Below are 26,278 nucleotides of genomic sequence, written 5' to 3' on the forward strand. Positions count from 1 at the left end.
GCATGTCGACTTCCTATCGGCGCCATATCGATGATCTCTCCCTCGATCAGTTCGACCCGCGCGTCGTGCGCGAGCAGGCCCACCTCCGCCATGCGGTAGTACTCCTCCACCGTCAGGCGATGCGGCCGCGGCCAGGTGTCCGTGTTGGCGTTCATGTCCGTCATGGTGGGTCGAATGCTTGCGTCGATGGGGCGGATATTTGCGCAAATCGCCGCAATTGGCGAATGCGAAGATGGGCCCCCGCCTGCGCGGGGGTGACAGAGAAAAAAAGAGACCTTTTCCTACCCCGTCGGAATCGTCAGCAGCGGCAGCGCGCGATCGGGGCCCTGATCGGTCAGCGTGAACAGCAGCATGATGATGGCGAAGCCGCCCTTCGAACGCAGGTCGCGATCGTCGATCCAGAACCACGTACCGCGATAGCGGACGCTGACGTAGGCGTCCTGCGGTTCTTCGACCGAGCTGTGGATCCGGAACGTGCCGGTCGCGCCGGGGGCCGCGGTCGACAATCCGAAAGTGGCCCGTCCTTCGCTCAGGTCTGTGGCGGGAACTTCGACGCGTTGTCCGAGCGATGACATCACGTGCAGCAGCGAACGCGTATGCACGGCGATCTCGCGATCGTTCGAGGCGATGTCGCCGTACACCAGCGTGAACTCCGTCGCGTCCTGCGCCAGTCCCAGCAGCGAACGCAGTTCGCGGATCTGTGCGAGCGTGTCCGTCGACGTACCGGGCGCGCGCAGCACGACGATAGTGGACTTTTCATTGCCCGGACCCTTGCGCAGCCGCAGGCCGACCGAGCCGGAGATCTGGATCTGCCGCAGCAGCTCCGCCACACGCAGGAAGCGCGGATCGGCCTCCTGGTCGCGATCCCGGCTCGCGTTCTTCAGTCCGTTGATGGCGCCGACGCCCAGCGTCAGGATCACGTCCGCCGCCCAGCCCGACTGGATGGAATAGAACATCGCGTCCGGCGGAATCGGCATGATCAGGCCGCTCATGAACTTGGTGCCCGTCATGGGCACGTACGTGATCGTCGGCCGGTCGGTGAAGCGGCCCGAACCGCCGAGGGTGGCGCTGTTGCCTTGCACGGCATTCCCGGACGACACCTGTCCGCCGACCGTCATGCCGGTCTCCAGGGTGTAGCCGCTCACGATCTGGCCGACGTCGACGAACACCGGCGGATCGAGATAGCGCAGCTTCACGATGTTCAGCAGGTTCTGCCGCTTCCACGATTCGGTGATGGATTCGCTGTAGTCGAGCCGGTCGCGCGGCACGGTGCCCGGGCCTACCGACACGCAGCCCGCGAAGGCCCCGCAGAGCGCGGCGGCGGCGATGCAGATCGCAATGCGCATGGATGCACGCTGATCGAATGGCGGGCCGGCATTGTCGCGACACCAGCGGCTGCAGCGCGATAAGCACAAGGGGCAGACCGCTTCGGGTGCGCCGCGGCTAAGCTCGATGCACAAGAACCAGAAGGTTTCCACGGGGGACACGGGGAACACGGGGACAAGAAATGCTTCTTCTTTTCCGTCCCGTGCTCCCCGTGTCCCCCGTGGAAACTCCTCTCCTCCGGAGGATCTGATGCGAATACGTCGGCTGACTGCCGTAGCGATGCTGGCGACTGTCGCACTGCCGGGCTGCATGTTCGGCAAGCTGCGCGAACAGCAACAGCAGATCGATGCGCTGTGCGTGGTTTCCGGCACGGTCAGCGGCGATCCGGCCAATCGCAATCCGCGCGTGATCCTGCTGCTGCAGCCGACGCCGACCGGTTCGCCGGCGTGGCGGCTCGCCGATCATTTCGTGTCCGAAGGCGACGGCCGCTGGCTGATGGTGGCCCAGCCCGGCGACTATGCACTCGCCGCGTTCGAGGACCGCAGTCGCGATCTCGTCTATCAGCCGGGCGAACCGGTGCTCAATGTCGCCGACGACTCGCGCGTGCACTGCGCAGCAGGCAGCCGCATCGCGGATCGCGATCTGCGTATCCCTGCGCAAGGCGGGCGCGCCTACATTCGCGAAGTCGACATCGCCGCGCTGCGCACGCACACGCCCGAGGAACAGCTCGGCATCAGCCTGGCGGCGCGAACTGCCGCCGGCACCGTCACGACCCTCGACGATCCGCGCTTCTCCGCGGAACACGTCAAGTCGGGCATGTGGACCCCGTACGATTTCCTGCTCGACGCCGGGCCGGGCGTGTACTTCCTCGAACCCTACGATGCGAAGCGCATTCCGGTGCTGTTCGTGCACGGCATTTCCGGTTCGCCGCTGAACTTCCGCTACCTGATCGAACACCTGGACCGCACGCGCTTCCAGCCCTGGGTTTACTACTATCCGTCGGGCGCGCGCCTCGGCAAGGTCGCCGATCATCTGGCGCAGACGATGCTCGAACTGGAAGTGCGCCATCGTGTGCCGCAGCTCATCGTCGTGGCGCACAGCATGGGCGGGCTCGTGTCGCGCGGCTACCTGCTGCGGCGAAGCGAGGACGGCACGAAGATCCCGCTCTTCATCACCGTGTCGACGCCCTGGGGCGGGCACGACGCGGCGCAGATGGGCGTCGAATACGCGCCGACCGTCGTGCGTTCCTGGTACGACATGGCGCCCGGCAGCGACTACCTGACCTCGCTCTTTTTCTCAGCGCCCGGCGTGCGACAAGCATTGCCCGTGCCGCACCATCTGCTGTTCTCGTTCCGCAAGAGCGGCATGGGCGATTCCGGCGATGGCGTCGTGACAGTTGCCAGCGAACTGCGCAGCGAGGCGCAGGACGATGCCGTCGACATCCGCGGCTTCGATGCCACCCACACGGGAATCCTCGAAGATCCCGCGGCCGTGGCGCTGGTGAACCGGCTGCTCGGCGACGTTCGCTGAACGCGTTACTTGACGATCGTCAGCGTATCGACGTCGATCTCCGGGCTGGTGAGAAAGTCCTTCTCGATTTCGCCGCGGATCTGCACCCGCGTCTTCTCGTCGACCGGCGTCGGCGGAAAATCCTTGGCGTCGATCTCGACGCGGATCTCCGATGTGCCGTCCGAGAAGAGGTACTTCTCCTTGCCGACCTGCTTGATCAGATAACCCTCGAGCGTCACCGCTGCATCGTCCACGGGATTCTTGAGCACGTCGGCAATGCTGCGGTACTGCGTGGTCGACGAAGGACCGGTGTACTGCGCGACTGCGGCCGAAGCGGCCAGCGTCGTTGCGATCAGGAAGGACAGGCGGCGAAGCATGATCGTTCTCCCGTTCGAGCGGCGGTCAAACGATTCTAGAGAGGGCGTTGTCGCGCTGTCCGTAGGGGAAGAACGCATGCAGGATGGAAGAGGAACAATGGCCGCAAAAAGGCGCAAAAAATCGCAAGGTCAGAAAAGCAAAAATGTTCTTTGCGTTCTTTTGCGCCTTCTTGCGGCCATTCTCCGTTCTCATTTTCCCTGCAGCTTCTGCAGCTCCGCATCCGACCAGCCGCCGCCGAGCGCGCGATACAGGTCGATGTAGGACTGCAGCTGCGAGAGCTTCGAGCGCGCCAGGTCGATCTGCGACGAGAACAGCTGTCGCTCGGCATCCAGCACTTCGATGTAGCTGATGACGCCGGCGCGATAGCGCATGCGTTGCAGGCGCAGGGTTTCGGCGGCGGCGCCGGTGCGCACTTCGTTCTGGGCGATCAGTTCACGTACCTGGTCCGTCGCGACGAGCGAATCGGCGACTTCGCGCAAGGCCTGCAGCACGCCGCCGCGATAGGCGAGCTCGGCCTGGCGCTGCACTGCGCGCGCCGCCTCCACGTTGGCGGTGCCGCCGCCGGACTGGAAGATCGGCATGCTCGCTTCGGGTCCGATGGCGAGCACTTCGGTGGCCGGATCGTCGCCGTCGAAGAGATGCGCGAGTTGCGGACTCACCAGGCCGAAGAACGACGTGAGTCCGATGCTCAGATACGGGAACCGGTTGGCTTCCGCGACGCCGATCTGCGCCGTGGCCGCCCGCAGGCTGTTTTCCAGCAGGCGTACGTCGGGCCGGCGTTCCAGCAGTTGTGCCGGCAGGCCGACGGGAATCTCCGGCGGCACGATGATGAAGGTGGGCGGCTGGCTGCGCGCGATCTCGTCCGGCGGATTGCCGAGCAGGTATTGCAGGAAGTTCTCGACCTGCGCGCGGTTCTGCAGCGCCAGCGGCAGTTGCGCGCGCGTCGTCGCGAGCTGGCCGATGGCCTGCTGTTCCTCGGCGCCGGAGGACACGCCGTTGCGCATCAGCGAGCGCACCAGCGCCAGCGATTCCTCCTGGCTGTGGATGGTGTCGCGGATGATCTGCACTTCCGCATCGAGTTCGCGTAGCTGGAACCACGTGGTCGCCACCGACGCGACCAGCGCACTCATGACGGCGCGCGCATTGTCTTCCGAGGCCATGAGCTGCGCGCGTGCCGCTTCGTTGGAGCGTCGCAGCTTGCCGAACAGATCGAGTTCCCAGGTGAGCGACAGGCCGCCGCTGTAGCTGGCGTCCTCCCGGCTCTGCGGATTGGGGCTGGTGGAGATGTTTGCGCCGAGCTGCGGTCCGAAGGCGGAGCGCGCCAGGTGCTGGCGCGCGCGGAATTCTTCGACGCGCGCCACCGCGCTCAGCAGATCGAGATTGGTGGTGAGCGCCTGCTGGATCACGGCAACGAGTTCGGGGTCGCCGAACATCTGTGCCCAGGCGGTGTCGGCCACGGATTTTTCCGTTTGCACCGCGGCGATGCCGCGATAGTCGGCAGGCGGTGTTACGGATTCGGGGCGTTCGTAGTCGGGGCCGATGGCGCAGGCGGAGAGCAGCAATGCGGTCGTCAGCACAAGAAGCCCCCACCCTAACCCTCCCCCGCAAGCGGAGGAGGGGATCGGAACGGAGGCAGGCAATTTCTTCCCCTCCTCCGCTTGCGGGGGAGGGCAGGGAGGGGGTCTTCTCCGGAGCTTCATGCCGCACCTTCCGGTGCCGGTGCTGGTTGCGGCGGTCCGCCGCCGAGCTTCTCCGACAGCCCCTGGATCAACACATAAAACGCCGGCACCGCCAGCGTCGTGAGCAGCGTCGCCAGGATCATGCCGCCGAACACCGCAATGCCCACCGAATGCTTCGACGACGCGCCAGCACCCGACGCCAGCACCAGCGGCACCACACCGAGAATGAACGCGAACGAGGTCATGAGGATCGGTCGCAGGCGCAGCCGCGCCGCTTCGAGTGCCGATTCGATCAGCGGCTTGCCGGCCTCGCGATTCAGCTTCGCAAACTCGACGATCAGGATCGCATTCTTCGCCGACAGGCCGATGAGCGTGACCAGTCCGATCTGGCCGTACACATTGAACGCCACGCCGGTGAGCTTGAGTGCCAGCAGCGCGCCAAGGAATCCGAACGGCGTCGCCATCAGCACCGCGAACGGCACGGTCCAGCTTTCATACAGCGCGGCGAGGAACAGGAACACCACGACCAGCGACAGTCCCATCACCAGCGTCGCGGTGTTGCCGGCCAGTTTTTCCTGCAGGCTCTGACCGGTCCATTCGATCGCGTAATCGGCGGGCAGCGTCGCCGCGGCAATGCGTTCGACGGCGGCCATCGCCTGGCCGGAACTCGCGCCCGTCGCCGGTGCGCCGCTCAGCGCAGCGGTGCGATACAGGTTGTAACGCTGCAGGAAGCGCGAGCCGGTGGACGGCGTGTAGGACGTCACGGCATCGAGCGGCACCATGTCGCCCTGCGCGTTGCGTACGAACAGTTGCGCGATGTCGCGCACTTCGCGGCGGAACTCGGTGTCGGCCTGGATCGTGACCTTGTAGTTGCGGCCGAAGGCCGTGAACTCGTTCACCTGATAACCGCCCATGAACGTCTGGAAGGTCGTGAACACATCGCTGACCGGCACGCCGAGCTTCTTGACCTTTTCGCGATCGACGGCGAGCTGATAGTTCGGTGTATTGGCCGAGAACGTCGTGGTGATGCGGCCGATCGCCGGATCCTGCGAGAGTGCGCCGATGAGCTGCTGCGCGGTCTGCGCCAGTTCCTGCGCCGTCTGGTTGCCGCGTGCTTCGAGCATCGCCGAGAAACCGGACACCGCGCCGAAGCCCGGCAGCGCCGGCGGATTGAAGGCGAAGACGAAGGCTTCCGGAATGTGCTGCGTCTTCTGCGACAGCGCGCCGAGAATCGCCGGCGCGCTGACATTCTTCGCGGTGCGTTCATCCCACGGCTTGAGCTTGACGATCACCAGCGCGCAGTTCGATGCCGCAGTGCCCGAGATCATGTCGAGGCCGGCGACGGCGGCGACCGCATCGACACCGGGTTGCGCCCGCGCAATCGCTTCGATGTCGGAGAGCACGCGCAGCGTGCGCTGCTGCGCGGCGGCGTCCGGCAGGATCACCTGCATGAACACCGCGCCCTTGTCCTCGTCGGGCACGAATCCCGTCGGCGTGATCTGCAGCATGCCGGCGACACCCAGGACCACCACGACCAGCAGCGTCACTGCAATCGACACGCGGCGCGCGCCCAGACGCGCCGCGCGCCCATAGCCGTGATTGAGGCGGTCGAAGCGATGATTGAAACCATGGAAGAAGCGGCGCAGCGGACCGCGCGGCGGCGCATCGCCCGCGTGTTCGGGCTGCGGCTTCAGCAGCATCGCGCACAGCGCCGGCGTCAGCGTCAGCGCTACCACGGCCGAGAACAGCGTCGACACCGCAACCGTCAGCGCGAACTGCTTGTACAGCAGCCCGGTCACGCCGGGAATGAAGGCCATCGGCACGAACACGGCCGACAGCACCAGCGCAATGGCGATCACCGGTCCCTGCACTTCGTCCATCGCTTTGCGCGTCGCGTCGCGCGGCGACAGCTTGTGCGCGTGCATGTTCTGTTCGACGGCCTCGACCACGACGATGGCATCGTCGACCACGATGCCGATGGCCAGCACCAGGCCGAACAGCGATAGCGTATTGATCGAGAAGCCGAGCAACTGATATGCGGCGAAGGTCGCGACCAGCGACACCGGCACGGCCAGCATCGGAATCAATGTCGCGCGCCAGCTCTGCAGGAACAGGTACACGACGATCAGCACCAGGATCAGTGCCTCGATGAACGTGTGCACGACTTCGTTGATGGAGGCGGTCACGAAGTCCGAGCTGTCGTACATGATCCGGTAGTCGAGTCCGGCGGGGAACGCCAGCTTCAGCGTCGCCAGCTGCTCCTTGATCAGCTTCGCCGTTTCCATCGCATTCGCGCCGGGCGCGAGCGAGATGGCCATCATCGCCGCCGGCATGCCTTCGTAGCGCGTGCGGTAGTTGTAGTCCCTGCCGCCGAGTTCGACACGGCCGACGTCGCGCACGCGGATGAAGGAACCGTCCGGCCGCGAGCCGACGATGATGTCGGCGAATTCCTCAGGGTCCACCAGCCGGCCGCGCACGCGCAGCGAATACTGGAAACTCTGGTTCGCATCCGCCGGCGGCTGGCCGACCTGGCCGGCCGGCGCCTGGACGTTCTGTTCCTGGATGGCGCGCGCCACGTCGCTGGCGGTGAGACGCAGGCTGGCGAGCCGGTCGGGACGCAGCCAGATGCGCATGCCGTATTCGGAGCCGAACACCTGCACGTCGCCGATGCCTTTCACGCGCTTCAGCGGATCGACGATGTAGACATAGGCGTAGTTGTTGACGAACAGCGAATCGAGCGTGTCGTCGGTGGCGTGCAGCGCGAGGAACATCAGCGTGTCGGGCGACTGTTTGCGCACCGTGACGCCGGCGTTGTTGACCTCCGAGGGCAGGGTGGCGGTGGCCTGCGAGACGCGGTTCTGCACTTCCACCGCGGCGATGTCCGGATCGCGTTCCAGCGCGAACGTCACCGTGAGCGAGGCGCTGCCATCGTCGCCGCTCACGCCGTTGATGTAGAGCATGTCGGTGACGCCGTTGATCTGGCGATCGAGCGGCGCAGTGACCGAGGCTTCGACCACATCGGAACTCGCGCCCACATACGCGGCGCGCACCTGCACCGTCGGCAGCGCGATCTCCGGGAACTCGCCCACCGGCAGCGAGAACAGCGACAGCGTTCCCACCAGCAGCAGGAACAGCGAGATGACGATGGCGAAGACGGGACGATCGATGAAGAAGCGCGCCATGGACCGGTTCCGTCAGGTCACGTGGCGGCGGGCGGCGCGTTCAGTTCCGCGGCCGTGATCAGCGTGACTTTCAGCGGTGCGCCGGGCCGCGCCTTGAGGATGCCTTCGACCACGACGCGATCGCCCGCCTTGAGGCCGTCGGTGATGACCCACTGATTGCCGAGCCGCGGACCCAGCTGGATGGCGCGCATTTCGGCCTTGTCGTCTGCGCCCACGACGATGACGAAGTAGCGGCCGAGCTGCTGCTGCACGGCGCGATCCGGCAGGACGATGGAGTCGTGCAGGTCGTCCGCCATGATGCGGATGCGCGCGAACAGGCCGGGGATCAGGTAGTGCTTCGGGTTGGGAAACTCCGCGCGCAGCGCGAACGTGCCGGTGGTCGCATCCAGCGCGCTCGCGATGTACGTGATCTTGCCGGACTCGGGATAGATCGTGCCGTCGCTGAGCTGCAGGCGCACCGTGCGCATGGACGAATCCGGATTCGGTTCGCCGTTGAAGCGCCGTTGATAGTCCAGCAGCTCGGACTCGCTCACATTGAAGTACACCCAGGCGGGATCGTCGCGGTACAGCGAGACGAGTTCCGTGACGCCCGCGGTGATCAATGCGCCCTCGAACACCTTGGCGTCGCCGACCCGTCCGGTGAACGGCGCCCTTACGGTTGAGAAATCCACGCCGAGCTGCGCCTGCTCGATCGAGGCGCGCGAAGCATTGACCTGCGCCTGCGCCTGCTTGGCCGCGGCCACGGCCGAGTCATAGACCTGGCGGCTGATGGCGTTCTCGGCCAGCAGCGGCGCATAGCGGTCGACATCCTGCTGCGCCTTGGCGAGATTGGCTTCGGCGGAGGCGAGCTGCGCCTGCGCATTCGCCAGCTGCGCGCGGTATTCGCGCGGATCGATGGAGAACAGCGGCTCGTTTTCCTGCACCAGCGAGCCGTCCTGGAAATGTTTCCTGATGAGCACGCCGCCGACCCGTGCGCGCAGGTCGACTTCCTGCGAGCCGCGGACTTCGCCGACCTTGTCTACGTAGAGCTGTGCTTCGGCGGGCGCGACCGCGATCGCCTTGACCTCGACGGCCTGCATCTGCTGTCCCGGATCCTGCTTGCTGCAGGCGCCGACGCAGCCGACGGCCGCCATGACCCATCCCCACGCAATAGCGCGCACGCCAGAGTGTCCCATGCGGCCATTGTGCTTGAGCGTCCGGCGGATGCCGATACCGTAGTTGCCGACAATGAGGCGCCCGGCTTGTGCGACGAGCAGTGCCCGGTCCCGCTCGCGGTCGACTATCCTGCGACCGTCCCATCCGCCGCGGTCTCGCCCATGCGCCAACTCATCAGCTCCGGCTCCACCTTCGAGCGCGACATCGGTTATTCGCGCGCCGTCGTCGACGACGGCTGGGTGTTCGTTTCGGGCACGACCGGCTTCGATTACACGACCATGACGATCCGGGACGGCATCGTCGAGCAGACGGAGCAATGCCTGAAGAACATCGAGCAGGCGCTGGCGCAGGCAGGGTCGACGCTCGCCGACGTGGTGCGCGTGATTTACGTCGTGCCGGTGGCGAGCGAGTTCGAGCAGTGCTGGCCGGTGCTGCGCCGGTACTTCGGCGAGGTGCGTCCGGCGGCGATGATGATTGCGGCGGGTCTCGCCGATCCGCGCATGAAGATCGAAATCCAGGTGACGGCGAAGAAGCGCGGCGCGGCGGGGGCTGCGCCGCCGGGGTCGTAGCTGTCTCTCTCGATCTCTGGCTGTGGGGCCGGCTTTAGCCGGCCTTTTCGGAGTCAGGCTGAAGCCTGACCTACAGGGAGAAGGGAAGAGGCATAATCGCCCGCGCCCCGACAACTCATGCGTCGCCGCACGGCGAACACAGGCGCAACGGTCATGGGAGTCTCCGTGGATCAGCCGGCATCGGCAGTGCGTGCGCAGACGCTCCACGTCGGGCTGTCGTTCGCCGTGTTCCTGGCGGCGTTCTACGTCGCCTACCGCTACGGCATGTCGTTCAGCCAGGCGTCGGCATCGCCGTTCTGGTTCCCCGATTCCGTGCTGCTGTGTGCCCTGCTGATGACGCCGCCGCGCCAATGGGGCTGGTACGTGATGGCGGCGCTGCCGATCCGCGTGTTTTCGGAAGTCGCGCACGACATTCCCCTGTGGTTCCTGCTGGCGACCTTCGTCATCGATTCGGCCAAATGCGTGCTGGCCGCCGTGCTGCTGCGGCGTTTCGTCGGCACGCCGCTGCGGCTCGACTCGGTGCCGCGCTTCGCCTGGTTCGTGCTCCATGCCGTGCTGCTCGTTCCGGCGCTCGGCGCAGTCGCGGGTGCCGGCGCGCGGCATCTGCTCGGCGACCCGTTCTGGATTTCGTGGGACCAGTGGTTCATGGGCAATGCGCTCGCGCATCTGATCGTCACGCCCGCGATCTGTTACTGGGTCTTCGGTTCGGATCTGCGAACGCTGCTGCTCGACACGCGGCGTCTCATCGAAGCCGGCCTGCTGCTGACGGGTCTTCTCATTACTTCGTACGTTGCGGCGAACACCGGCGAAGGCTCGATCGAACTGCAGCAGACGCGCTTCTATCTGCCGATCCCGTTCCTGGTGTGGGCCGCGTTGCGCTTCGGGATGTTCGGCGCTTCCGGTTCCATCACGGTGCTCGCGGTGATGATGATCCAGGCGGCGCTCGCCTACCGCGGTCCGTTCGCGGACCTGTCGCCGACCGATACGGCTCATGCGCTGCAGAACTATCTGCTGCTGCGCGCCGCACCGCTGTATCTCGTCGCCGTGGTCGTCGAACAGCGCTGGCACACGGAACGTTCGTTGCGCGAGAGCGAGGAACGCTTCCGCTCCATCGCGAATGCCGCGCCGGTGATGATCTGGCAGGTCGACGCGGGTCAACGCAACGAATTCAGCAACGAGGGCTGGCTGGCCTTCAGCGGCCGTTCGCCCGACGACTCGCGTCACGAACGCTGGGGCGAGCGCGTGCATCCGGACGATCGGCCGCGCCTGCGCGAACTCTTCGATACTTCATTCCGGCTGCGTCAGCGCTTCGATGCCGAGTACCGGCACCGCCGCCACGACGGCGAGTATCGCTGGGTGCATACGACGGGCGTGCCGCGCTACGCGCCGGACGGCGAATTTCTCGGCTTCATCGGTGCAGTCACGGACGTCACGGATCGCCGTCGCGCCGCGGAGGCGACGCGTGCGCTCGCCCACGCGCAGCGCCTCGCCGTCATGGGCGAACTGACGGCGATGATCGCGCACGAGATCCGCCAGCCGCTGAGCGCGATCCTGCTGAGCGCCGATGCGGCGCGCAATCTGCTGCAGCGGCCCGATCCGCCCATCGACGAGCTGATCGGGATCATGGGCTCGATCCGCCAGTACGATCTGCGCGCCGACGACACGATCCGTTCCATCCGCGCCTTCGTGCGCAACCAGCCGATGCAGCGCAGCGCGCTGGACGTCAATACCGCGGTGCGCGAGGTGTGCCGGTTGCTGGCGGGCGATCTCGAACGTCGCCGCGTGCGCCTGCACGAGGAACTCGCCGCCGACCTGCCGCCGGTGCTGGGCGATGCCACCCAGTTGCAGCAGGTGCTGGTCAACCTGATCGTGAACGCCATGGACGCGGAGACCGACGTGCCCGAGGCGGACCGGCAGGTGACCGTGAGCACGCGCCGCCACGAGACGCTGGGTGTCGAAGTGTCCGTGCGCGACTGCGGCTGCGGCATTCCCGCCGAGCGCATGCCGCTGCTGTTCGAATCGTTCTTCACCACCAACCAGCGCGGCATGGGGCTCGGCCTGTCGATCGCCCGCACCATCATTGCCGCGCACGACGGGCGCATCTGGGCGGCGAACAATGCCGATGCAGGCGCGACGTTCTCCTTCACCGTGCCGGTCGCCGGTGCGGAAGAGGACGCGACTGCGGAAATTACCTAGCGCCCGCCACCGCCGATCCGACAACCATCGCGCCATGAGCAAACAACCTCGGACCGATACACCCGCGTCGCGGACTTCGCTGCCCGTCATCCTGATCTCGATCGCCGCGATCGGCGGCGGCGTGGGATTCGCCGCGGCCGCGTGGCTGCAGAAAGATTCCCAACCCGCTGTCGCGGCGCCGGCCGTGGTCGCGAAGCCGGACGCCATCCTCGGCGATGGCGTCACGGGACCGCAGGACATGGCCTGGATTCCCGGCGGCGAGTTCCTGATGGGCAGCGATCACCGGCTCGCCCAGCGCAACGAACGGCCGACGCACCGGGTGCGCGTGAACGGTTTCTGGATGGATCGCACGCACGTCACCAACGCGCAGTTCCGCGAGTTCGTCGCAGCCACGAACTACGTGACGACCGCGGAACGCAAACCGCGCTGGGAGGATCTCAAGGTGCAGCTGCCGCCGGATACGCCGCAACCGCCGGACGAGGCGATGGTGGCGGGCGCGATGGTGTTCGTCGGCACCGATGCGCCGGTCGACTACGGCAACGTGGCGCAGTGGTGGCGCTACGTTCCCGGCGCGAACTGGCAGCATCCGCGCGGCCCCGACAGCAACATCGACGGCAAGGACGATCATCCCGTCGTGCAGGTCAGCTACGAAGACGTCCTCGCGTACGCGAAGTGGGCCGGCAAGCGTCTGCCGACCGAGGCCGAGTGGGAGTTCGCGGCGCGCGGCGGACTCGAACAGGCCACCTACACCTGGGGCGAGGAATTCAAGCCGAACGGCGAATCGATGGCGAACATCTGGGACGTGTCGCGCCAGGGCCGCTTTCCGGTGGTGAATCCGAAAGCCGGCGGCGCGACCGGCACGATGCGCGTCGGCACGTTCCCGCCGAACGGCTACGGCCTCGTCGACATGACGGGCAATGCGTGGCAGTGGGCCTCCGACTGGTATCGCGCCGATTTCTTCGATCGCGAACTGCAGCAGTACGGCAGCAACGTGATCGACAATCCCACCGGCCCGAGCGATTCCTGGGATCCCGACGATTCGCTCGGCATTCCCGGCGCGCCGCGCCGCGTGATCCGCGGCGGTTCGTTCCTGTGCAACGTCGACTACTGCCTGAGCTACCGGCCGAGCGCGCGCCGCGGCAACGATCCGATGAATCCGATGAGCCATGTCGGCTTCCGGCTGGTGAAGGATGCGCCGGCGCCGGCGGACGCGCGAACGGCGCAACGCGACTGAGTTCGTCGTTCTTCCCTCCTCCGCGCAGCGGGGGAGGGTCAGGGAGGGGGCTCTGCATCGATGCGAAGATCGAACTGCAGTGCGGAGCCTAGGCGATATTCCCCGTGTCTCTCAGCCGGTCGACGTTTACGCCTTCGGTGTGAACCTCGAGCAGTACCGGGCGATTGGCGGCCTTCAGCGCACTCAGCAGTTTCTTCAACGCGACCTTGCTTGCCGGCACGATGCAGCCATCGCTGCCTTTGGGACCCTCGCCATGGATGAGGAAGCCGTCGCGCTCGGTGACGCTGACGCCCGCGGCGGATGACAGATCGCTGTAGAGCATGGATGTCAGCGTCTGGTCGAGCCGCGCGCATTCCCCGAAGGTCTTGTACGGACCGATGTAGACGGCCAGGTAGTGCCCCGCCGGCAGTGGGCCGCCGCGGTTCGCTTCGTCGAAGGCGGCCGGAGCTTTTTTCTGCGAGTTCCAGTGTGCAACGTCCTTGCGCTGCAGCCCGGCGGAGCTGCCCCGTCCACCTCCGGAGCAAGCCTTCATCGAGAAGCTTTTTCCGGCCACGGTACCGTAGAGCATTTCGTCGGCGATGCTATAGCGCAGCATGGTGAGCCTCCTGTCGCTTCATCAGCGTCGTGCAGGACATCTGTCGTTGCAGCGCTCGACGTCGCACCGCGGGCGTCACGACACCGGAATGTCCTGATCGTGAAACCTCGGTAGGTGCTCAGAATGTGCCAGCTCGTGGCCGATCCGGAGAATGCTCATGCCCGCACTGTATCGATCGCTGCTCGTCCTGCTGCTTCTCGCGCTCGGCGCCTGCGCCAGCATGCCCGGTCGCGATCCCCTGCAGGTCACGGTCGCCGGCATCGAGCCGCTGCAGGGGCAGGGCATGGAATTGCGCATGACGGTGAAACTGCGCGTGCAGAATCCGAACGATGCCGCCATCACCTACAACGGCGTCTCGCTGGAAATGGACGTGCAGGGCAAGAGCTTCGCGAGCGGCGTGAGTCCCGAAGGCGGCACGGTGCCGCGGTTCGGCGAAACGGTGATCAGCGTGCCGGTCACGATCTCGGCCTTCCGGATGATCCGTCAGGCCATCGGGATCATGCAGGGCGATGGCACGCGCAAGATCCAGTACGAAATGAAGGGCAAGCTGAGCGGCTCGACGTTCGGCACCAACCGCTTCTCGACCAAGGGCGAATTCGACCTGCCGGCAGGAACGGCGCCGGCCGGCGCCGGCTGAGCCCGGATCCGCCTGAGCCCGGCGCCGCCTGAGCGTTGCGCGCTCGAACCGATTCGGTTCTGATGGGTCCCACGCATGAGCGGGGCCACACGAATCACCGGAGCGCGCTTGATCCATTCTCGATTTTCGCCGGGCATCGCCGCGAGCGTCGGCGCGCTGCTGCTGTGCTTTTCGCAGACGACCTTCGCGGCCTACGGCGCCGCCGCGCCCAAAGGCGTCGATCTGAGCGGCAACTGGCAGATCAATGCGGCCAGGAGCGACGACGCCGAAGCGCTGTTGCAGGAACGGCTCGACGAACTGCGCACGCAGCATGAACGCTGGATGCGCGACGCGCGCCGCACGGATCCGCTCGGTATTCCGCCGCTGGGCATGCCGCTGCCGCCGCCGGAAGACGACGCGCGGAAGGCGCCGCCGCCCGATCCGTCGCAGAAGCGCAAGCCGCGTCCCAACGACAACCTGCGCCGCATGCTCAATATTTCCGACACCCTGGTCATCACGCAGGCGGGCGCGACGATCGACATCCGCTCGCAGCTCGACACGCGACGTTTCGAGGCCGGCAGCCAGAGCCAGGTGTCGATGCCGCAGGGCGAACTCGCCGATTCGAGCATCGGCTGGGACGGTCAGTGGTTCGTGATCGATCGCAAGGCGCGCAAGGGCCCGCGCGTCACCGAGAGGTATCGCTGGCTGCCGAAAACCGACCAGCTCGAATCGGAGATCAAGTGGGGCGGCGACACGCTGCTGTCAGGCATCAAGGTGCATCGCATCTACGATCGCATGACGAGCGCGCCGCCGGCGCCTGACCCGGAGGCGGGGCCGGTGAGGTAGGGCGACAGGCGACAGGCTACGGGCTACAGGCTACAGGCTACGGGCTACAGGCTACAGGCTACAGGCGACAGCAAGAACCTGACGATTCATCTGGCCGTCGCCTGTCGCCCGTAGCCTGTCGCCGTTCTACGCGTTGCCGTACCCCATCACTGCCTTCGTCTCCAGAAACTCCTTGAATCCCTCGCGTCCCCACTCGCGTCCGTTGCCCGACTGCCGGTAGCCGCCGAACGGCGCGTTGACGTCGGTGGCGGCGCCGTTGAGGTGGACCATGCCGGTGCGCAGGCGATTGCCCACCCGCCGCGCGTTCTCGATATTCCCGGAGTACACGTAACCGGACAGCCCGTACACCGTGTCGTTGGCGATGCGGATCGCTTCTTCTTCAGTCTGGTACGGAATCATGCACAGCACCGGCCCGAAGATTTCTTCGCGCGCGATGGTCATGCCGTTGTTCACGTTCGCGAACACGGTGGGCTTGATGAAGTAGCCCTTGTCCAGGCCGTCGGGGCGGCCCGGTCCGCCGATGACGACGGTGGCGCCTTCCTCGATGCCCTTCTTCAGCAGGCCCTGGATTTTCTCGAACTGCGTGCGGTTGGAGACCGGGCCCATCGTGATGCCTTCGGCCTTCGGATCGCCGACGCGCGATTTCTCGGCGACGGCCTTCGCGATCTGCACGGCTTCGTCGTACAGCTTCGCCGGCACCAGCATGCGCGACGGCGCGTTACACGACTGGCCGGTGTTCGACATCATCGAGATGACGCCCGTCTTCACCGCCGCATTGAGATCCGCATCGTCGAGAATGATGTTGGCGGACTTGCCGCCGAGTTCCTGCGACACGCGCTTCACCGTATCGGCGGCGGCCTTGGCCACGAGCACGCCGGCGCGGGTCGAGCCGGTGAACGACACCATGTCGATGTCGGGATGACGCGAGATCGCCTCGCCCACGCCCGGGCCATCGCCGTCGACCAGGTTGAACACGCCCTTCGGCACGCCGGCTTCTTCCATGATTTCGGCGAAGACATGCGCGCTCAGCGGCGCGACTTCGCTCGGCTTCAGCACGACGGTGCAGCCCGTTGCCAGCGCGGGCGCGACCTTGCAGGCGATCTGGTTGATCGGCCAGTTCCAGGGCGTGATCAGCCCGCAGACGCCGATCGGTTCGCGACGGATGCGCGTGTTGCCGAGCTGTTCTTCGAACTCGAAGTCCTTGAGCACGGCCAGCGCGGTCGCGAAATGTCCCACGCCGCTGCCGGCCTGGGCATTCAATGCCAGCTTCATCGGCGCGCCCATCTCATCGGAAATGGCGGTCGCCATGCGCTGCATCTTCGATTGGAAAACTTTGACGATGCGTTCGAGGAGGGCGATGCGTTCCTCGCGCGTGGTTTGGGAAAAACTTTCGAAGGCGCGGCGCGCGGCGCGCACCGCTGCATCGACGTCGTCGGCCGTGCCGAGCAGGACCGTGCCGATCGGCTCCTCGGTGGCCGGGTTGATCACCTGGTGCTCGCGCCGTCCGGCGGGCGCGACCCACGCGCCATCGATGAAGAATTTTCTGAAGTCGTACATGGAAGGCCTCCGGACCGGCGCGGGCATGCGCGCCACTCGATGAAAGGGAGGCGCGATGATACGTCAGCGATGCGCGGCCCGAACTCGTCGCCCGGGACGAATTTTTTCAGCGTCGTACGTCGGTCTGCACGTCGGAAAGGAACAGCTCGATGTCGGCGGCGCCGAGCAGATTGAAGTCGCCGGGGACGGTGTGTTTCAGGCAGCCCGCCGCGGTGGCGAAATCGACCGTGGCCTGTGGCGTCATACCGCGGATCAGTCCGTGCAGGATGCCCGCGGCGAATGCATCGCCCGCGCCGATGCGATCGACGATGCCCTGCAGCGGATAGGGGCGCGTGGTGAACACTTCGTTCGCTGTGTGCAACGTACCGGCGAGCTGCTGCGAATCGACGCTGTGACGCGTGCGCTCGGTGTAGGCGATCCAGCGCAGCGAACGGAAGGTCTCGAACGCGACGGCCGCGGCCCTGCGGCGCTTTTCCATCGCGGACACATCGCCTGCATCGAAGCCCAGTATGAAGGCGAGATCGCGGTCGTCGCCGAAGATCAGGTCGGCGTGCCGGCACAGCTCGCCGAGAATCTCCGGTGCCTGCGGCGCGCGCGCCCCCCAGAGTTTCGCGCGGAAATTGCAGTCGAACGACACGTTCACGTTCATGGCGCGCGCCGCCTGCATGGCGCGCAGCGCAGCGTCCGCGCCGGCCGCACTCACGGCCGGGGTGATGCCGGATACGTGCAGCCACTGCGTGTCCTGCAGCAGCGCGTTCCAGTCGTGCGTGTCCGCCGGCGCGATGGCGAAGGCGGACTGCGCGCGGTCGTAGAGCACTTCCGCCGGACGTTGCCCCGCGCCGTGCGTCAGGAAATACAGGCCCAGGCGACCGTCGCCGAATTTCACGGCGGACGTGTCGACGCCGTGCCGGCGCAGTTCGCCGATGCAGGCCTGGCCCAGCGCATTGTCGGGCAGGCTCGTGGCCACGGCCGTGCGATGACCGAGCCGGCTCAGCGACACCGCGACATTGGCTTCCGCCCCGCCGACGTGCGCTTCGAGTCCGCCGGTCTGCAGCAGCAACTGCTTGCCGGGTGCCGACAGTCGCAGCAGAACTTCGCCGAAGCACAGGATGGATCTGGTCATGGTCGCGAAATTACCCTGAAATGCGGGTGGGACGATGCGGCGTAATTCGCCCGCACTGCAGCAAACCATGACCCGACCACTGCAACTTCATGAGGACCGGCTGTTTCCGGCCGACCCGTCGGCGCGTGCCATCGCACGCCGCCTGTATGGACTCGTGCGCGACCTGCCGATCCTCAGTCCGCACGGCCATACCGATCCGCAATGGTTCTCGCGCAATGAGGCCTTCCCGAACGCCACCGAACTGCTGCTCGCGCCGGATCACTACCTGTACCGGATGCTCTACAGCCAGGGCATCGCGCTGTCCGATCTGGGTGTGCCGAGCCGCGAAGGTCCGTCGCGGGCCGACCCGCGCGCGGCCTGGCGACTGTTCGCGAGCAATCAGCATCTGTTCCGCGGCACGCCGTCAGCGCTGTGGCTCGACTATGTGTTCGCCAAAGTGTTCGGCTTCGACCGGCGCCTCGATGCGTCGACCGCCGATCACTACTTCGATGCGATCGGCGCGAAGCTCGCCACGCCGGACTTCCGGCCGCGCGCGCTGTTCGAACGCTTCAACATCGAAGTCATTGCGACCACCGAATCGCCGGTCGACACGCTCGAACATCATCACGAAATCGCGCGCAGCGGCTGGCGCGGTCGCGTGATCACGGCCTATCGCCCGGATGCGGTGATCGATCCCGAACACGAGTCGTTTCGCCATGCGCTCGATCGCTTCGGCGAAATCACGGGCGAAGACACGTATTCGTGGAATGGCTATCTCGAGGCGCATCGCAGGCGTCGCGCGGATTTCGCGGCGGCCGGGGCCACGTCGACCGATCACGGCCACATCACGGCGGCGACGGCCGATCTGTCGACGAGCGAAGCCGAACGGCTGTTCATGCGCGTGACCACCGGCAATTTCAGCGCCGCCGACGCCGAGCTGTTCCGCGCGGCCATGCTGGTCGAGATGGCGCGCATGAGCCTCGACGATGGCCTCGTGATGCAGATCCATCCCGGCGCCTTCCGCAATCACAACCGCTGGGTGTTCGATACGTTCGGCCGGGACAAAGGCGCGGACGTGCCGCATCCCACCGAGTACGTGCGTGCGCTCAAGCCGCTGCTCGATCGCTACGGCAACGAGCCGCAGCTCACGGTCATCCTGTTCACGCTCGATGAAACCACTTACAGCCGCGAACTGGCGCCGCTCGCCGGCCACTACCCGGTGCTGAAACTCGGCCCGGCCTGGTGGTTCCATGACAGTCCCGAAGGCATGCTGCGCTTCCGCGAGTACACCACCGAAACCGCGGGCTTCTACAACACCGTCGGTTTCAACGACGACACGCGTGCCTTCCTGTCGATTCCCGCGCGTCACGATCTCGCGCGCCGCATGGATTGCGTGTGGTTGTCGCGCCTCGTCGCCGAACATCGCCTCGACGAGGACGACGCAGCCGAAGTCGTCGTCGATCTCGCCTATCGCCTGCCGAAGCGGGCCTACCGTCTCTAGCTTTCACCCCTGCTGTTCTTCCTGTAGGTCAGGCTTCAGCCTGACTCCCAAGAGGCCGGCTAAAGCCGGCCCCACAGGAAGAGCGACGACTTGTGAAGCCGGTCTCCCTTTCTGCGGACGCCGCGCATTCGGCCATTCCCGCAATTCGTTCCCGGGCAGCGCCAGTCCACAGTTTTTTCCGCGGATTCCCGCCATGCTGCACGTCCTTATGTGGACTCGCCGGCCTATGTCATTCATCCATTCCCCGAGGTGCGTGCACCTCGACGAGGTGGCGTGGGCATGACGGCGGTCGATTCGCTGCCGGGTTGCATCGCGACGCTCGATGCCCTGCCGCATGCCGCATTGCTGGTGAATGCGGCCGGATTCGAGCGGACCATCGTTCACGCCAATCCCGCCTTCGCCGCGCTGACCGGGCGGGACGCTGCGGCCTGCCGCGGACGCAGCCCGCTGTTCATGCTCGGCGAGCACAACGATGCGATCCGGGTGCAGCAGCTGCGCGAGGCGATCGCCGCTGCGAAAGCGCATGCAACCGAACTGCAGATCGAAGCCGGCGACGCGGCAACGCTGTCCGCGCGCATTTCGCTCCAGCCGTTCGCGACGACGCATCTGCTCGTCATCGTCGAGGATCTGTCGCGACTCGTGCGCCTGCGCGAATCGCTGCGCACCAGCGAAGCGCGGCTGCAGGTCGCGATGGACGGCAGCGCGCTGTCGATGTGGGAATGGAACGTCGAGCGCGACGAGGTCTACTACAACGATCAATGGCGTCACACGCTCGGCATCGATCCGGCCGAACTGTTGCAGCGTCGCGAGCTGCACGACCGGCTGCTGCTGCCGCTGGATCGCCTCGATGTGCTCGACCGCTTCGAGCAGCATTTCCGCGGTTCGATCGCGCACTTCGAGGGCGAATACGAACTCGCGCTGCCCTCGGGCAAGCGCAAGTGGTTCAGCGCCCGCGCCGACGTCGTGCAGCGCGATGCCAAGGGCAATGCGCTGCGCATGATCGGCGTGCTGCAGGACATCTCGCCGCGGCGCGTCGACGCCGATCGCGCGGACGAAGTCCAGGAGCGCTGGGAACGCGCGGTGCGCGGTACGTCGGACGGCCTGTACGACTGGAACCTGCACACGGGCCATGTCTGGTACGCCGATCGTTTCCGCGAAATCGTCGGCTACGGCGAGGAGGATTTTCCGGACACGTTCAGTGCCTTCCAGAACGTGCTGCATCCGGACGATCGCGCGCTGGTGCTGCACAAGATCCGCCGGCATCTGGAGAACCAGTCGCCGCTCGACGTGCGCTGTCGCGTCGTGACCCGCAGCGGCACGGCGCTGTGGTGTCGCATGCGCGGCCAGGCGGCGCGCGATGCGGCGGGCCGGCCGCTGCGGCTGTCGGGATCGATCAGCGACGTCACGGCGCAGATCGAAGCCGAGGCGGCACTCGGTCGCAGCCAGAATTTCTACGGCACGATTCTCGACTCGCTGCCGCTGTACGTCGCCTACGTCGATCACGACGAGAAACTCGTCTACGCGAACCGCCCCTTCCAGCAGTTCTTCCGTCGTTCGCTCGCCTCGACGCGCGGCCATGCCGTGCGCGACGTCATCGGCGAGCGCCGTTACGACGCGGTCGGCGCGAGATTTCGCGAAGCCCTGACCGGACGCACCGTCGAGGCCCATGGCCAGCTGCGCGGCAAGAACGGCCAGCCCGTCGACATGGAAGGCATCTTCCTGCCGCATTTCGACGAGGCGGGGCAGGTGCTCGGCTGCTTCGTGGCGGCGCGCGACGTCACCGAGAAAAAGCAGCTCGAAGCGGAACTGCGCCAGAGCCAGAAGATGGAGGCCGTCGGCCGCCTGACCGGCGGCATCGCGCACGACTTCAACAACCTGCTCGCCGTCATCATCGGCAACATGCAGCTGCTGGCGCGCGGCCTGCGCGAACAGCCGCGCCTGCTGCGGCAGGCGGAGACGTCGATGAAGGCGGCCATACGCGGCGCGGATCTGACCCGCCGGCTGCTCGCCTTCGCGCGTCAGCAGGTGCTCGAACCGCGCGTCGTCGATCTCGGCACGCTGATCGGCGGCATGTACGAACTGCTGCGCCGCTCGATGACCGGCGACATCGAAATCCGTCTCGTCACGGCGCCCACGGTGTGGCCGGTGAAGATCGATCCCGGCCAGCTCGAGAACGCGGTGCTGAATCTGGTCATCAATGCGCGCGACGCCATGCCCGGCGGCGGCGCGATCATCATCCGGACGCACAACGAAACGGTGACCGGCGCGGCCATCGAGGCCGGCGGCGCCCGCGAAATGAAGGTGAAGCCGGGCGACTACGCGGTGCTCGAAGTGGTCGACACCGGCACCGGCATGGCGCCCGATACGCTGAAGCGCGCCTTCGAGCCGTTTTTCACCACCAAGGACGTCGGCAAGGGCAGCGGCCTGGGCCTGCCGATGGTGTACGGCTTCGTGCGCCAGTCCGGCGGCGAACTGCGCGTCGACAGCACGGTGGGCAAGGGCACGACGGTGCAACTGTACCTGCCCCGCGCCCCCGGCCAGAGCGTTGCGGCGCCGCGGGAGGCCGCCCCGGCCGGCGAACTGTCGCCGGGATGGGAAACGATTCTCGTTGTCGAAGATAACCCTGAAGTCCGGACGACGGCGGTCGATATCCTGAGTAGCCTCGGCTACCGTGTCCTGGAGGCCGGCAACGGCTACCAGGCGCTGGACAGGTTCATGCAACACACCGACATCGCGCTGGTGTTCTCCGACGTCATGCTGCCCGGGGGATTGCCGGGGCCGCTGCTGGTGGAGAAATTGCGTGAACGGCGTCCCGATCTGAAGGTGCTGATGACGTCGGCCTTCAGCGAGAGTTCGATTCTGAGCCGGCAGATGCTCGATGGATCCCTGCAGCTGCTGACGAAGCCGTATCGCGTCGAGGACCTCGCGCGCTACGTGCGCGCCATACTCGATGAGAAAGAGGAGAAGAGTAGTGCCCCGGCATGAACGCAATCTGTTGCTGGCCGTCGATGACGAAGTCGATTTCCTCGACCTGATCGAGCAGGTCGGCGCCGGCGTCGGTTGCGATGTGATCACGGCGAGCACCGAGGAAGGGTTCCGCGAGCAGCTCGCATCGCGCCAGCCCGCCCTGATCCTGCTCGATCTGCAGATGCCCGGCATGGACGGCGTCGAGGCGCTGCGCTATCTCGGCCGCATCGGCACGACGGCCGGCATCCTGCTGGCGAGCGGCATGGATCAGCGCGTGCTGGTCAGCGCACGCCAGCTCGGCGACCAGCTTGGCCTCAAGATGCTCGGCACGCTGCAGAAGCCGGCGATGATCGAAGAGATCGAATCGCTGCTGTCGCGGCATCTCGAACCGACCGAACGCATCACCGTCGCGGACCTGCAGCGCGCGATCGAAGAACACGAACTCGTCGTGCACTACCAGCCGAAAGTGGTGCGCACGAACAATGACTGGCAGGTGAAAACCGCCGAAGCGCTGGTGCGCTGGCGGCATCCGACGCTGGGCCTGCTGCCGCCGGGCGAATTCCTGCCGCTGGCGGAGCGTTCGGGCCTGATCGTCGGCGTTACCGATTTCGTGCTGACGGATGCGATCCGCCAGATCGGCCACTGGCGCACGCGCGGACTGGAACTCGGCGCCGCCGTGAATCTCTCGCCGCGCCTGGTGCAGGATCTGGAATTCCCCGACCGTCTCGGCCTCTTGCTGCGCGAATTCGACGCGACCGCCGAACAGCTCACGCTCGAAGTCACCGAAGCCGCCTCGCTCGACGATCCGGATCTGGTGATGGACATCTTCACGCGCCTGCGCGTGCGCGGCGTCGGCCTGTCGCTCGACGACTTCGGCATCGGCACCTCGTCGCTGACCCAGCTCTACAAGATGCCGTTCAGCGAAGTGAAGATCGACCGCCTGCTGATTTCCGAAATCCCCACCGGCCGCGCCGCCGCGACGGTCGTACGCGCCATCATCGACCTCGCCCACAACCTCTCGCTCAGCGTCTGTGCCGAAGGCGTCGAAACCTCACCGGTCTTCGAAATGCTCGACCAGGCCGGCTGCGATGCGCTGCAGGGCGAATTCATTGCACCGGCGATGCCGGCGAGCGAAATGGAATCGTTCATCAACGTGTGGAATGGGGGGGAGCAGACGTTGGTGCCGGTGGTGAGGAAGAAGTAGGCGGGCTACAGGCTACAGGCGACAGGCTACAGGCTACAGGCTACAGGCGACAGGCCAGAATGCATGGCGTCCGCGGCTTGGTCTGCCTGTCGCCTGTAGCCCGTAGCCTGTCTCCGGTCAGATCACCCTCCGCAATTTGTCCTTCCCGCTGCTTTCCTTCGCCCTGCGCAACAGGTGCAGCGGCGCGGACAACACGATCCGCGTTCCCTGACCCGGTTCTTCGAAGCTGATCGTGCCGCCGAGCATGCGGGCGCGGTATTCCATGATCTTCAGGCCCATGCCGGGGCGCCCCTGGGCGAGGCCGGCGGACAGGCCGATGCCGTTGTCGGCGATGGACAGCTGCAGCTTGCGGCCCGTGGCGCGCAGGTCGATGGCAACGGTGGTGGCGCGGGCGTAGCGCGCGGCGTTGGTCGTGGCTTCCTGCGCGATGCGATACAGATGCGTCGCGGCGCCTTCTTCGAGCTCCGGCAGTTTCTGCGCGCCGCTGGTGAAACTGCATTCGAGGCTGTACAGGTCGGTGCAGCGCACGGCGAGATGCTTCAGCGCCTCCGGCAGGCCGCCGCGTTCGAGATTCACCGGCGCGAGACCGCGTGCCAGCGAGCGCGTGCTCTGGATCGCATGCGCCAGCAGGTCGCTGATCTTGGTGACCTGCGACGAATACTGCTGCGCCTCGCGCGCGAGCTGCATTTCCAGGCCCTTGAGCAGCAGCGACAGGCCGGTCAGTTCCTGGCCGAGACCGTCGTGCAGGTCGCTGCCGAGGCGGCGCTGCTCGCGGTTCGAGATCTCCAGAATTTCCTGTTCGAGCGCCTTCTGGTTGGTGATCTCGCGCACCGTGCAGACCAGCCCGACCACGGTGTTGTGGTCGCGCAGCGGCACCTGCGTGAACGTGAACCAGCGCACCGCGCCGTCGGGCGTGATCCACGCGCGCTCCTGGTCGGTCAGCGTGCGGCCGGTGCGGAAAATGCTCTCGGCCTGCGTTTCGATCTCGACGATGGTTTCCTCGGGCCACACTTCCGACAGGCGCCGGCCGATCACCGCTTCGCGCTTCTTGCGCAGCGTGTCGAGCAGCGCGCGATTGACGACGGTCAGCCGGCTCTGCGTGTCCACGGCGTAGACGATTTCCGGCAGGCTGTCGATGAGCGTGCCGAGCAGCAGCCGCTGTTCTTCCAGGGCCACTTCGGCCTGACGCCGTTCGCGACGTTCGCGCGCCTCGGTCAGTGCGCGGTTCACGACGGCCGGCAGTCGCTGCAGGCGGTCCTTCAACACGTAGTCGGTGGCGCCGCTCTTCAGGGCTTCGATCGCGCGTTCCTCGCCGAGCGAGCCGGAGACGAAAATGAACGGCACATCGGGTCGCCATTCCAGCACCAGCTTCAGGGCGGCCAGCCCGTCGAATCCCGGCAGCGTGTAATCGGCCAGGATCAGGTCGGGCGGCTTCGCGTCGTCCCGCAGGGCATCGAGAAACGCCTGCTTCGATGCGACATGCGTCCAGTCGACCTGGACGCCGTTGCGCGCCAGTTCCAGCTGGATCAGTTCGGCGTCGTTGGCATTGTCCTCGAGCAGGACGAAGCGCAGGGTGGCGGGGAGTTCCTTTTTCATGCGTGGCGCTGCTGTTCCGCAGTCTTGCGGGGCAGGACACCCGCTGATCGGCAAAGCTAGCACTATGCGAAGACCGTGGAAAATGGGGATTGCTCCCGGCTGGCGCAATGACGGGCCAGGGGCGTACAAAACGGGGCTGGAAGAATCGCGATTCACCGCGCGGCGGCTTTGGTTGCCGTACACAGCACAGGCAGGGCGCCCATGACGGACCAGACGAGAGTAGCCATTGTCGACGACCATCCCTTCGTGCGCGAAGGGCTCAAGCAGCTGCTGGCCGGCCAGCCGGACTTCGAACTGATCGCCGAGGCATCGTCGGCGGGCGAAGCGCGCACGTCCATCGATGGCAGCGAACCCGACGTCGCCGTGGTGGACCTCGCGCTCGGCGCCGATGACGGCGTCGAACTGGTGAAGTGGATCCGCGAGAACCATCCCGACGTGCGCGTGCTGGTGCTGTCGATGCAGGAAGAGGCGCTCTACGCCGAACGGCTGCTGCGGCTGGGCGTCAGCGGTTATGTCATGAAGAACGTCGCAGGGACCGATTTCCTGGGCGCGCTGCGCAAGGTGGCGCGGGGCCAGAAGCACGTCAGCAGTGCGATGGGCGAACGCCTGCTGAGCCAGGTGGCCCGCGGAAGGGTGCCGGGCGCGGACGAAGATCCCGTCTCGGCCCTCACCGACCGCGAGCTGGAGGTGTTCAAGCTGATCGGCGCGGGCATCAGCACCCGCGAGATTTCCCAGCAGCTCAACCTGTCGATGAAGACCGTCGACGCCCATCGCAGGCACATGCGGGAAAAGCTCAATCTGCGCTCGACCGGCGAACTGATCCGCTATGCCACGCAGTGGGTGGCGAATCGCGGTGAATAGCTGAAACTTGACGAAGAGCCACGGAAATCCCGTGGTTACTGGCGAATAAACAAGAAAATCTTTCCGAAGCTGCCCGCCTCCCATTTTCGAGAACCCTTCGTGCTTTTTCGCAAAGACGGTCGTGCCACCCCAGACATTAGGGGATTGGCTGATATCCCCTAATCCTCCGCTGCAACACCATTTGCGCCGGTCGAATGCAGCCTAA

19 protein-coding genes are annotated in these 26,278 nt (G+C 66.1%); 10 read left to right on the plus strand and 9 right to left on the minus strand.

The annotated features are described in order from the left end of the window. Positions 1-281: 281 nt before the first annotated feature. On the minus strand, positions 282-1,346 hold the full coding sequence (locus tag V7D81_RS05465) for a hypothetical protein (RefSeq protein ID WP_324315091.1): 1,065 nt from the start codon (positions 1,344-1,346) through the stop codon (positions 282-284). A gap of 229 nt (positions 1,347-1,575) precedes the next feature. Here V7D81_RS05465 and V7D81_RS05470 point away from each other — a divergent pair, with 229 nt between their 5' ends. Continuing rightward, positions 1,576-2,856 carry an alpha/beta fold hydrolase gene (locus V7D81_RS05470; RefSeq protein WP_324315092.1) on the plus strand — a complete coding sequence of 427 codons (1,281 nt, stop codon included), beginning with the start codon at positions 1,576-1,578 and terminating at the stop codon, positions 2,854-2,856. 5 nt (positions 2,857-2,861) lie between these two features. On the opposite strand, the gene V7D81_RS05475 is transcribed toward V7D81_RS05470, so the two are convergent. The 4 genes from V7D81_RS05475 to V7D81_RS05490 all read right to left on the minus strand — a co-directional run bounded on the left by V7D81_RS05475 (position 2,862) and on the right by V7D81_RS05490 (position 9,399). Further along, positions 2,862-3,212, minus strand: coding sequence for a NirD/YgiW/YdeI family stress tolerance protein (locus tag V7D81_RS05475; protein ID WP_324315094.1), 351 nt, complete (start codon positions 3,210-3,212; stop codon positions 2,862-2,864). A 189-nt stretch (positions 3,213-3,401) separates the two neighbouring features. Continuing rightward, positions 3,402-4,790: an efflux transporter outer membrane subunit gene (locus V7D81_RS05480; RefSeq protein ID WP_324315096.1), complete on the minus strand. Its 1,389-nt coding sequence runs from the start codon at positions 4,788-4,790 to the stop codon at positions 3,402-3,404. A 119-nt stretch (positions 4,791-4,909) separates the two neighbouring features. Further along, positions 4,910-8,074: an efflux RND transporter permease subunit gene (locus tag V7D81_RS05485; RefSeq protein WP_324315098.1), complete on the minus strand. Its 3,165-nt coding sequence runs from the start codon at positions 8,072-8,074 to the stop codon at positions 4,910-4,912. Between the two features lie 17 nt (positions 8,075-8,091). After that, positions 8,092-9,399, minus strand: coding sequence for an efflux RND transporter periplasmic adaptor subunit (locus tag V7D81_RS05490; protein WP_324315099.1), 1,308 nt, complete (start codon positions 9,397-9,399; stop codon positions 8,092-8,094). On the opposite strand from V7D81_RS05490, the gene V7D81_RS05495 reads away from it, so the two are divergent. The 3 genes from V7D81_RS05495 (at position 9,391) to V7D81_RS05505 (ending at position 13,228) form a co-directional block, all read left to right on the plus strand. After that, on the plus strand, positions 9,391-9,798 hold the full coding sequence (locus tag V7D81_RS05495) for a RidA family protein (protein ID WP_324315101.1): 408 nt from the start codon (positions 9,391-9,393) through the stop codon (positions 9,796-9,798). The two genes, V7D81_RS05490 and V7D81_RS05495, sit on opposite strands and share 9 nt — an antisense overlap. Positions 9,799-9,963: 165 nt before the next feature. Beyond that, positions 9,964-11,994 carry an MASE1 domain-containing protein gene (locus tag V7D81_RS05500; RefSeq protein WP_324315103.1) on the plus strand — a complete coding sequence of 677 codons (2,031 nt, stop codon included), beginning with the start codon at positions 9,964-9,966 and terminating at the stop codon, positions 11,992-11,994. Positions 11,995-12,028: 34 nt separating this feature from the next. Further along, entirely contained in the window at positions 12,029-13,228 is a 1,200-nt protein-coding gene (locus tag V7D81_RS05505) for a formylglycine-generating enzyme family protein (protein WP_324315104.1), read from the plus strand. 88 nt (positions 13,229-13,316) lie between these two features. Here the strand turns inward: V7D81_RS05505 and V7D81_RS05510 are convergent, their stop codons facing one another. Continuing rightward, entirely contained in the window at positions 13,317-13,823 is a 507-nt protein-coding gene (locus V7D81_RS05510; RefSeq protein WP_324315106.1) for a hypothetical protein, read from the minus strand. Positions 13,824-13,974: 151 nt separating this feature from the next. Here V7D81_RS05510 and V7D81_RS05515 point away from each other — a divergent pair, with 151 nt between their 5' ends. Both V7D81_RS05515 and V7D81_RS05520 read left to right on the plus strand, forming a co-directional pair. Continuing rightward, a complete protein-coding gene (locus V7D81_RS05515; RefSeq protein ID WP_442958333.1) occupies positions 13,975-14,460 on the plus strand; it encodes an LEA type 2 family protein in 486 nt (161 codons plus the stop codon). 108 nt (positions 14,461-14,568) lie between these two features. Beyond that, positions 14,569-15,285 (plus strand): hypothetical protein, encoded by a 717-nt coding sequence (locus tag V7D81_RS05520; RefSeq protein WP_324315108.1) that lies wholly within the window; start codon positions 14,569-14,571, stop codon positions 15,283-15,285. Positions 15,286-15,411: 126 nt separating this feature from the next. Here the strand turns inward: V7D81_RS05520 and V7D81_RS05525 are convergent, their stop codons facing one another. Both V7D81_RS05525 and V7D81_RS05530 read right to left on the minus strand, forming a co-directional pair. Next, positions 15,412-16,842, minus strand: a complete 1,431-nt coding sequence (locus tag V7D81_RS05525; protein ID WP_324315109.1) for an aldehyde dehydrogenase family protein — start codon at positions 16,840-16,842, stop codon at positions 15,412-15,414. A gap of 106 nt (positions 16,843-16,948) precedes the next feature. Next, positions 16,949-17,965: a sugar kinase gene (locus V7D81_RS05530; protein WP_324315110.1), complete on the minus strand. Its 1,017-nt coding sequence runs from the start codon at positions 17,963-17,965 to the stop codon at positions 16,949-16,951. Positions 17,966-18,032: 67 nt separating this feature from the next. Between V7D81_RS05530 and uxaC the strand changes: the two genes are divergently transcribed. The 3 genes from uxaC to V7D81_RS05545 all read left to right on the plus strand — a co-directional run bounded on the left by uxaC (position 18,033) and on the right by V7D81_RS05545 (position 23,616). Next, positions 18,033-19,445 carry a glucuronate isomerase gene (gene uxaC, locus V7D81_RS05535; RefSeq protein ID WP_324315112.1) on the plus strand — a complete coding sequence of 471 codons (1,413 nt, stop codon included), beginning with the start codon at positions 18,033-18,035 and terminating at the stop codon, positions 19,443-19,445. A gap of 279 nt (positions 19,446-19,724) precedes the next feature. Continuing rightward, positions 19,725-22,430 carry a hybrid sensor histidine kinase/response regulator gene (locus tag V7D81_RS05540; RefSeq protein WP_324315114.1) on the plus strand — a complete coding sequence of 902 codons (2,706 nt, stop codon included), beginning with the start codon at positions 19,725-19,727 and terminating at the stop codon, positions 22,428-22,430. Next, positions 22,417-23,616 (plus strand): EAL domain-containing response regulator, encoded by a 1,200-nt coding sequence (locus V7D81_RS05545; RefSeq protein ID WP_324315115.1) that lies wholly within the window; start codon positions 22,417-22,419, stop codon positions 23,614-23,616. The genes V7D81_RS05540 and V7D81_RS05545 overlap by 14 nt, the downstream gene beginning before the upstream one ends. 117 nt (positions 23,617-23,733) lie before the next feature. Here the strand turns inward: V7D81_RS05545 and V7D81_RS05550 are convergent, their stop codons facing one another. Next, complete coding sequence (locus V7D81_RS05550) at positions 23,734-25,212, minus strand: hybrid sensor histidine kinase/response regulator (protein ID WP_324315116.1); 1,479 nt, start codon at positions 25,210-25,212, stop codon at positions 23,734-23,736. A gap of 201 nt (positions 25,213-25,413) precedes the next feature. Here V7D81_RS05550 and V7D81_RS05555 point away from each other — a divergent pair, with 201 nt between their 5' ends. Then, the gene (locus tag V7D81_RS05555) at positions 25,414-26,073 is read left to right on the plus strand and encodes a response regulator transcription factor (protein WP_324315118.1); all 660 of its coding nucleotides are present in this window, start codon (positions 25,414-25,416) and stop codon (positions 26,071-26,073) included. Positions 26,074-26,278 lie beyond the last annotated feature (205 nt).

The organism is Povalibacter sp., assembly GCF_036735925.1.
GTDB lineage: Bacteria > Pseudomonadota > Gammaproteobacteria > Steroidobacterales > Steroidobacteraceae > Steroidobacter.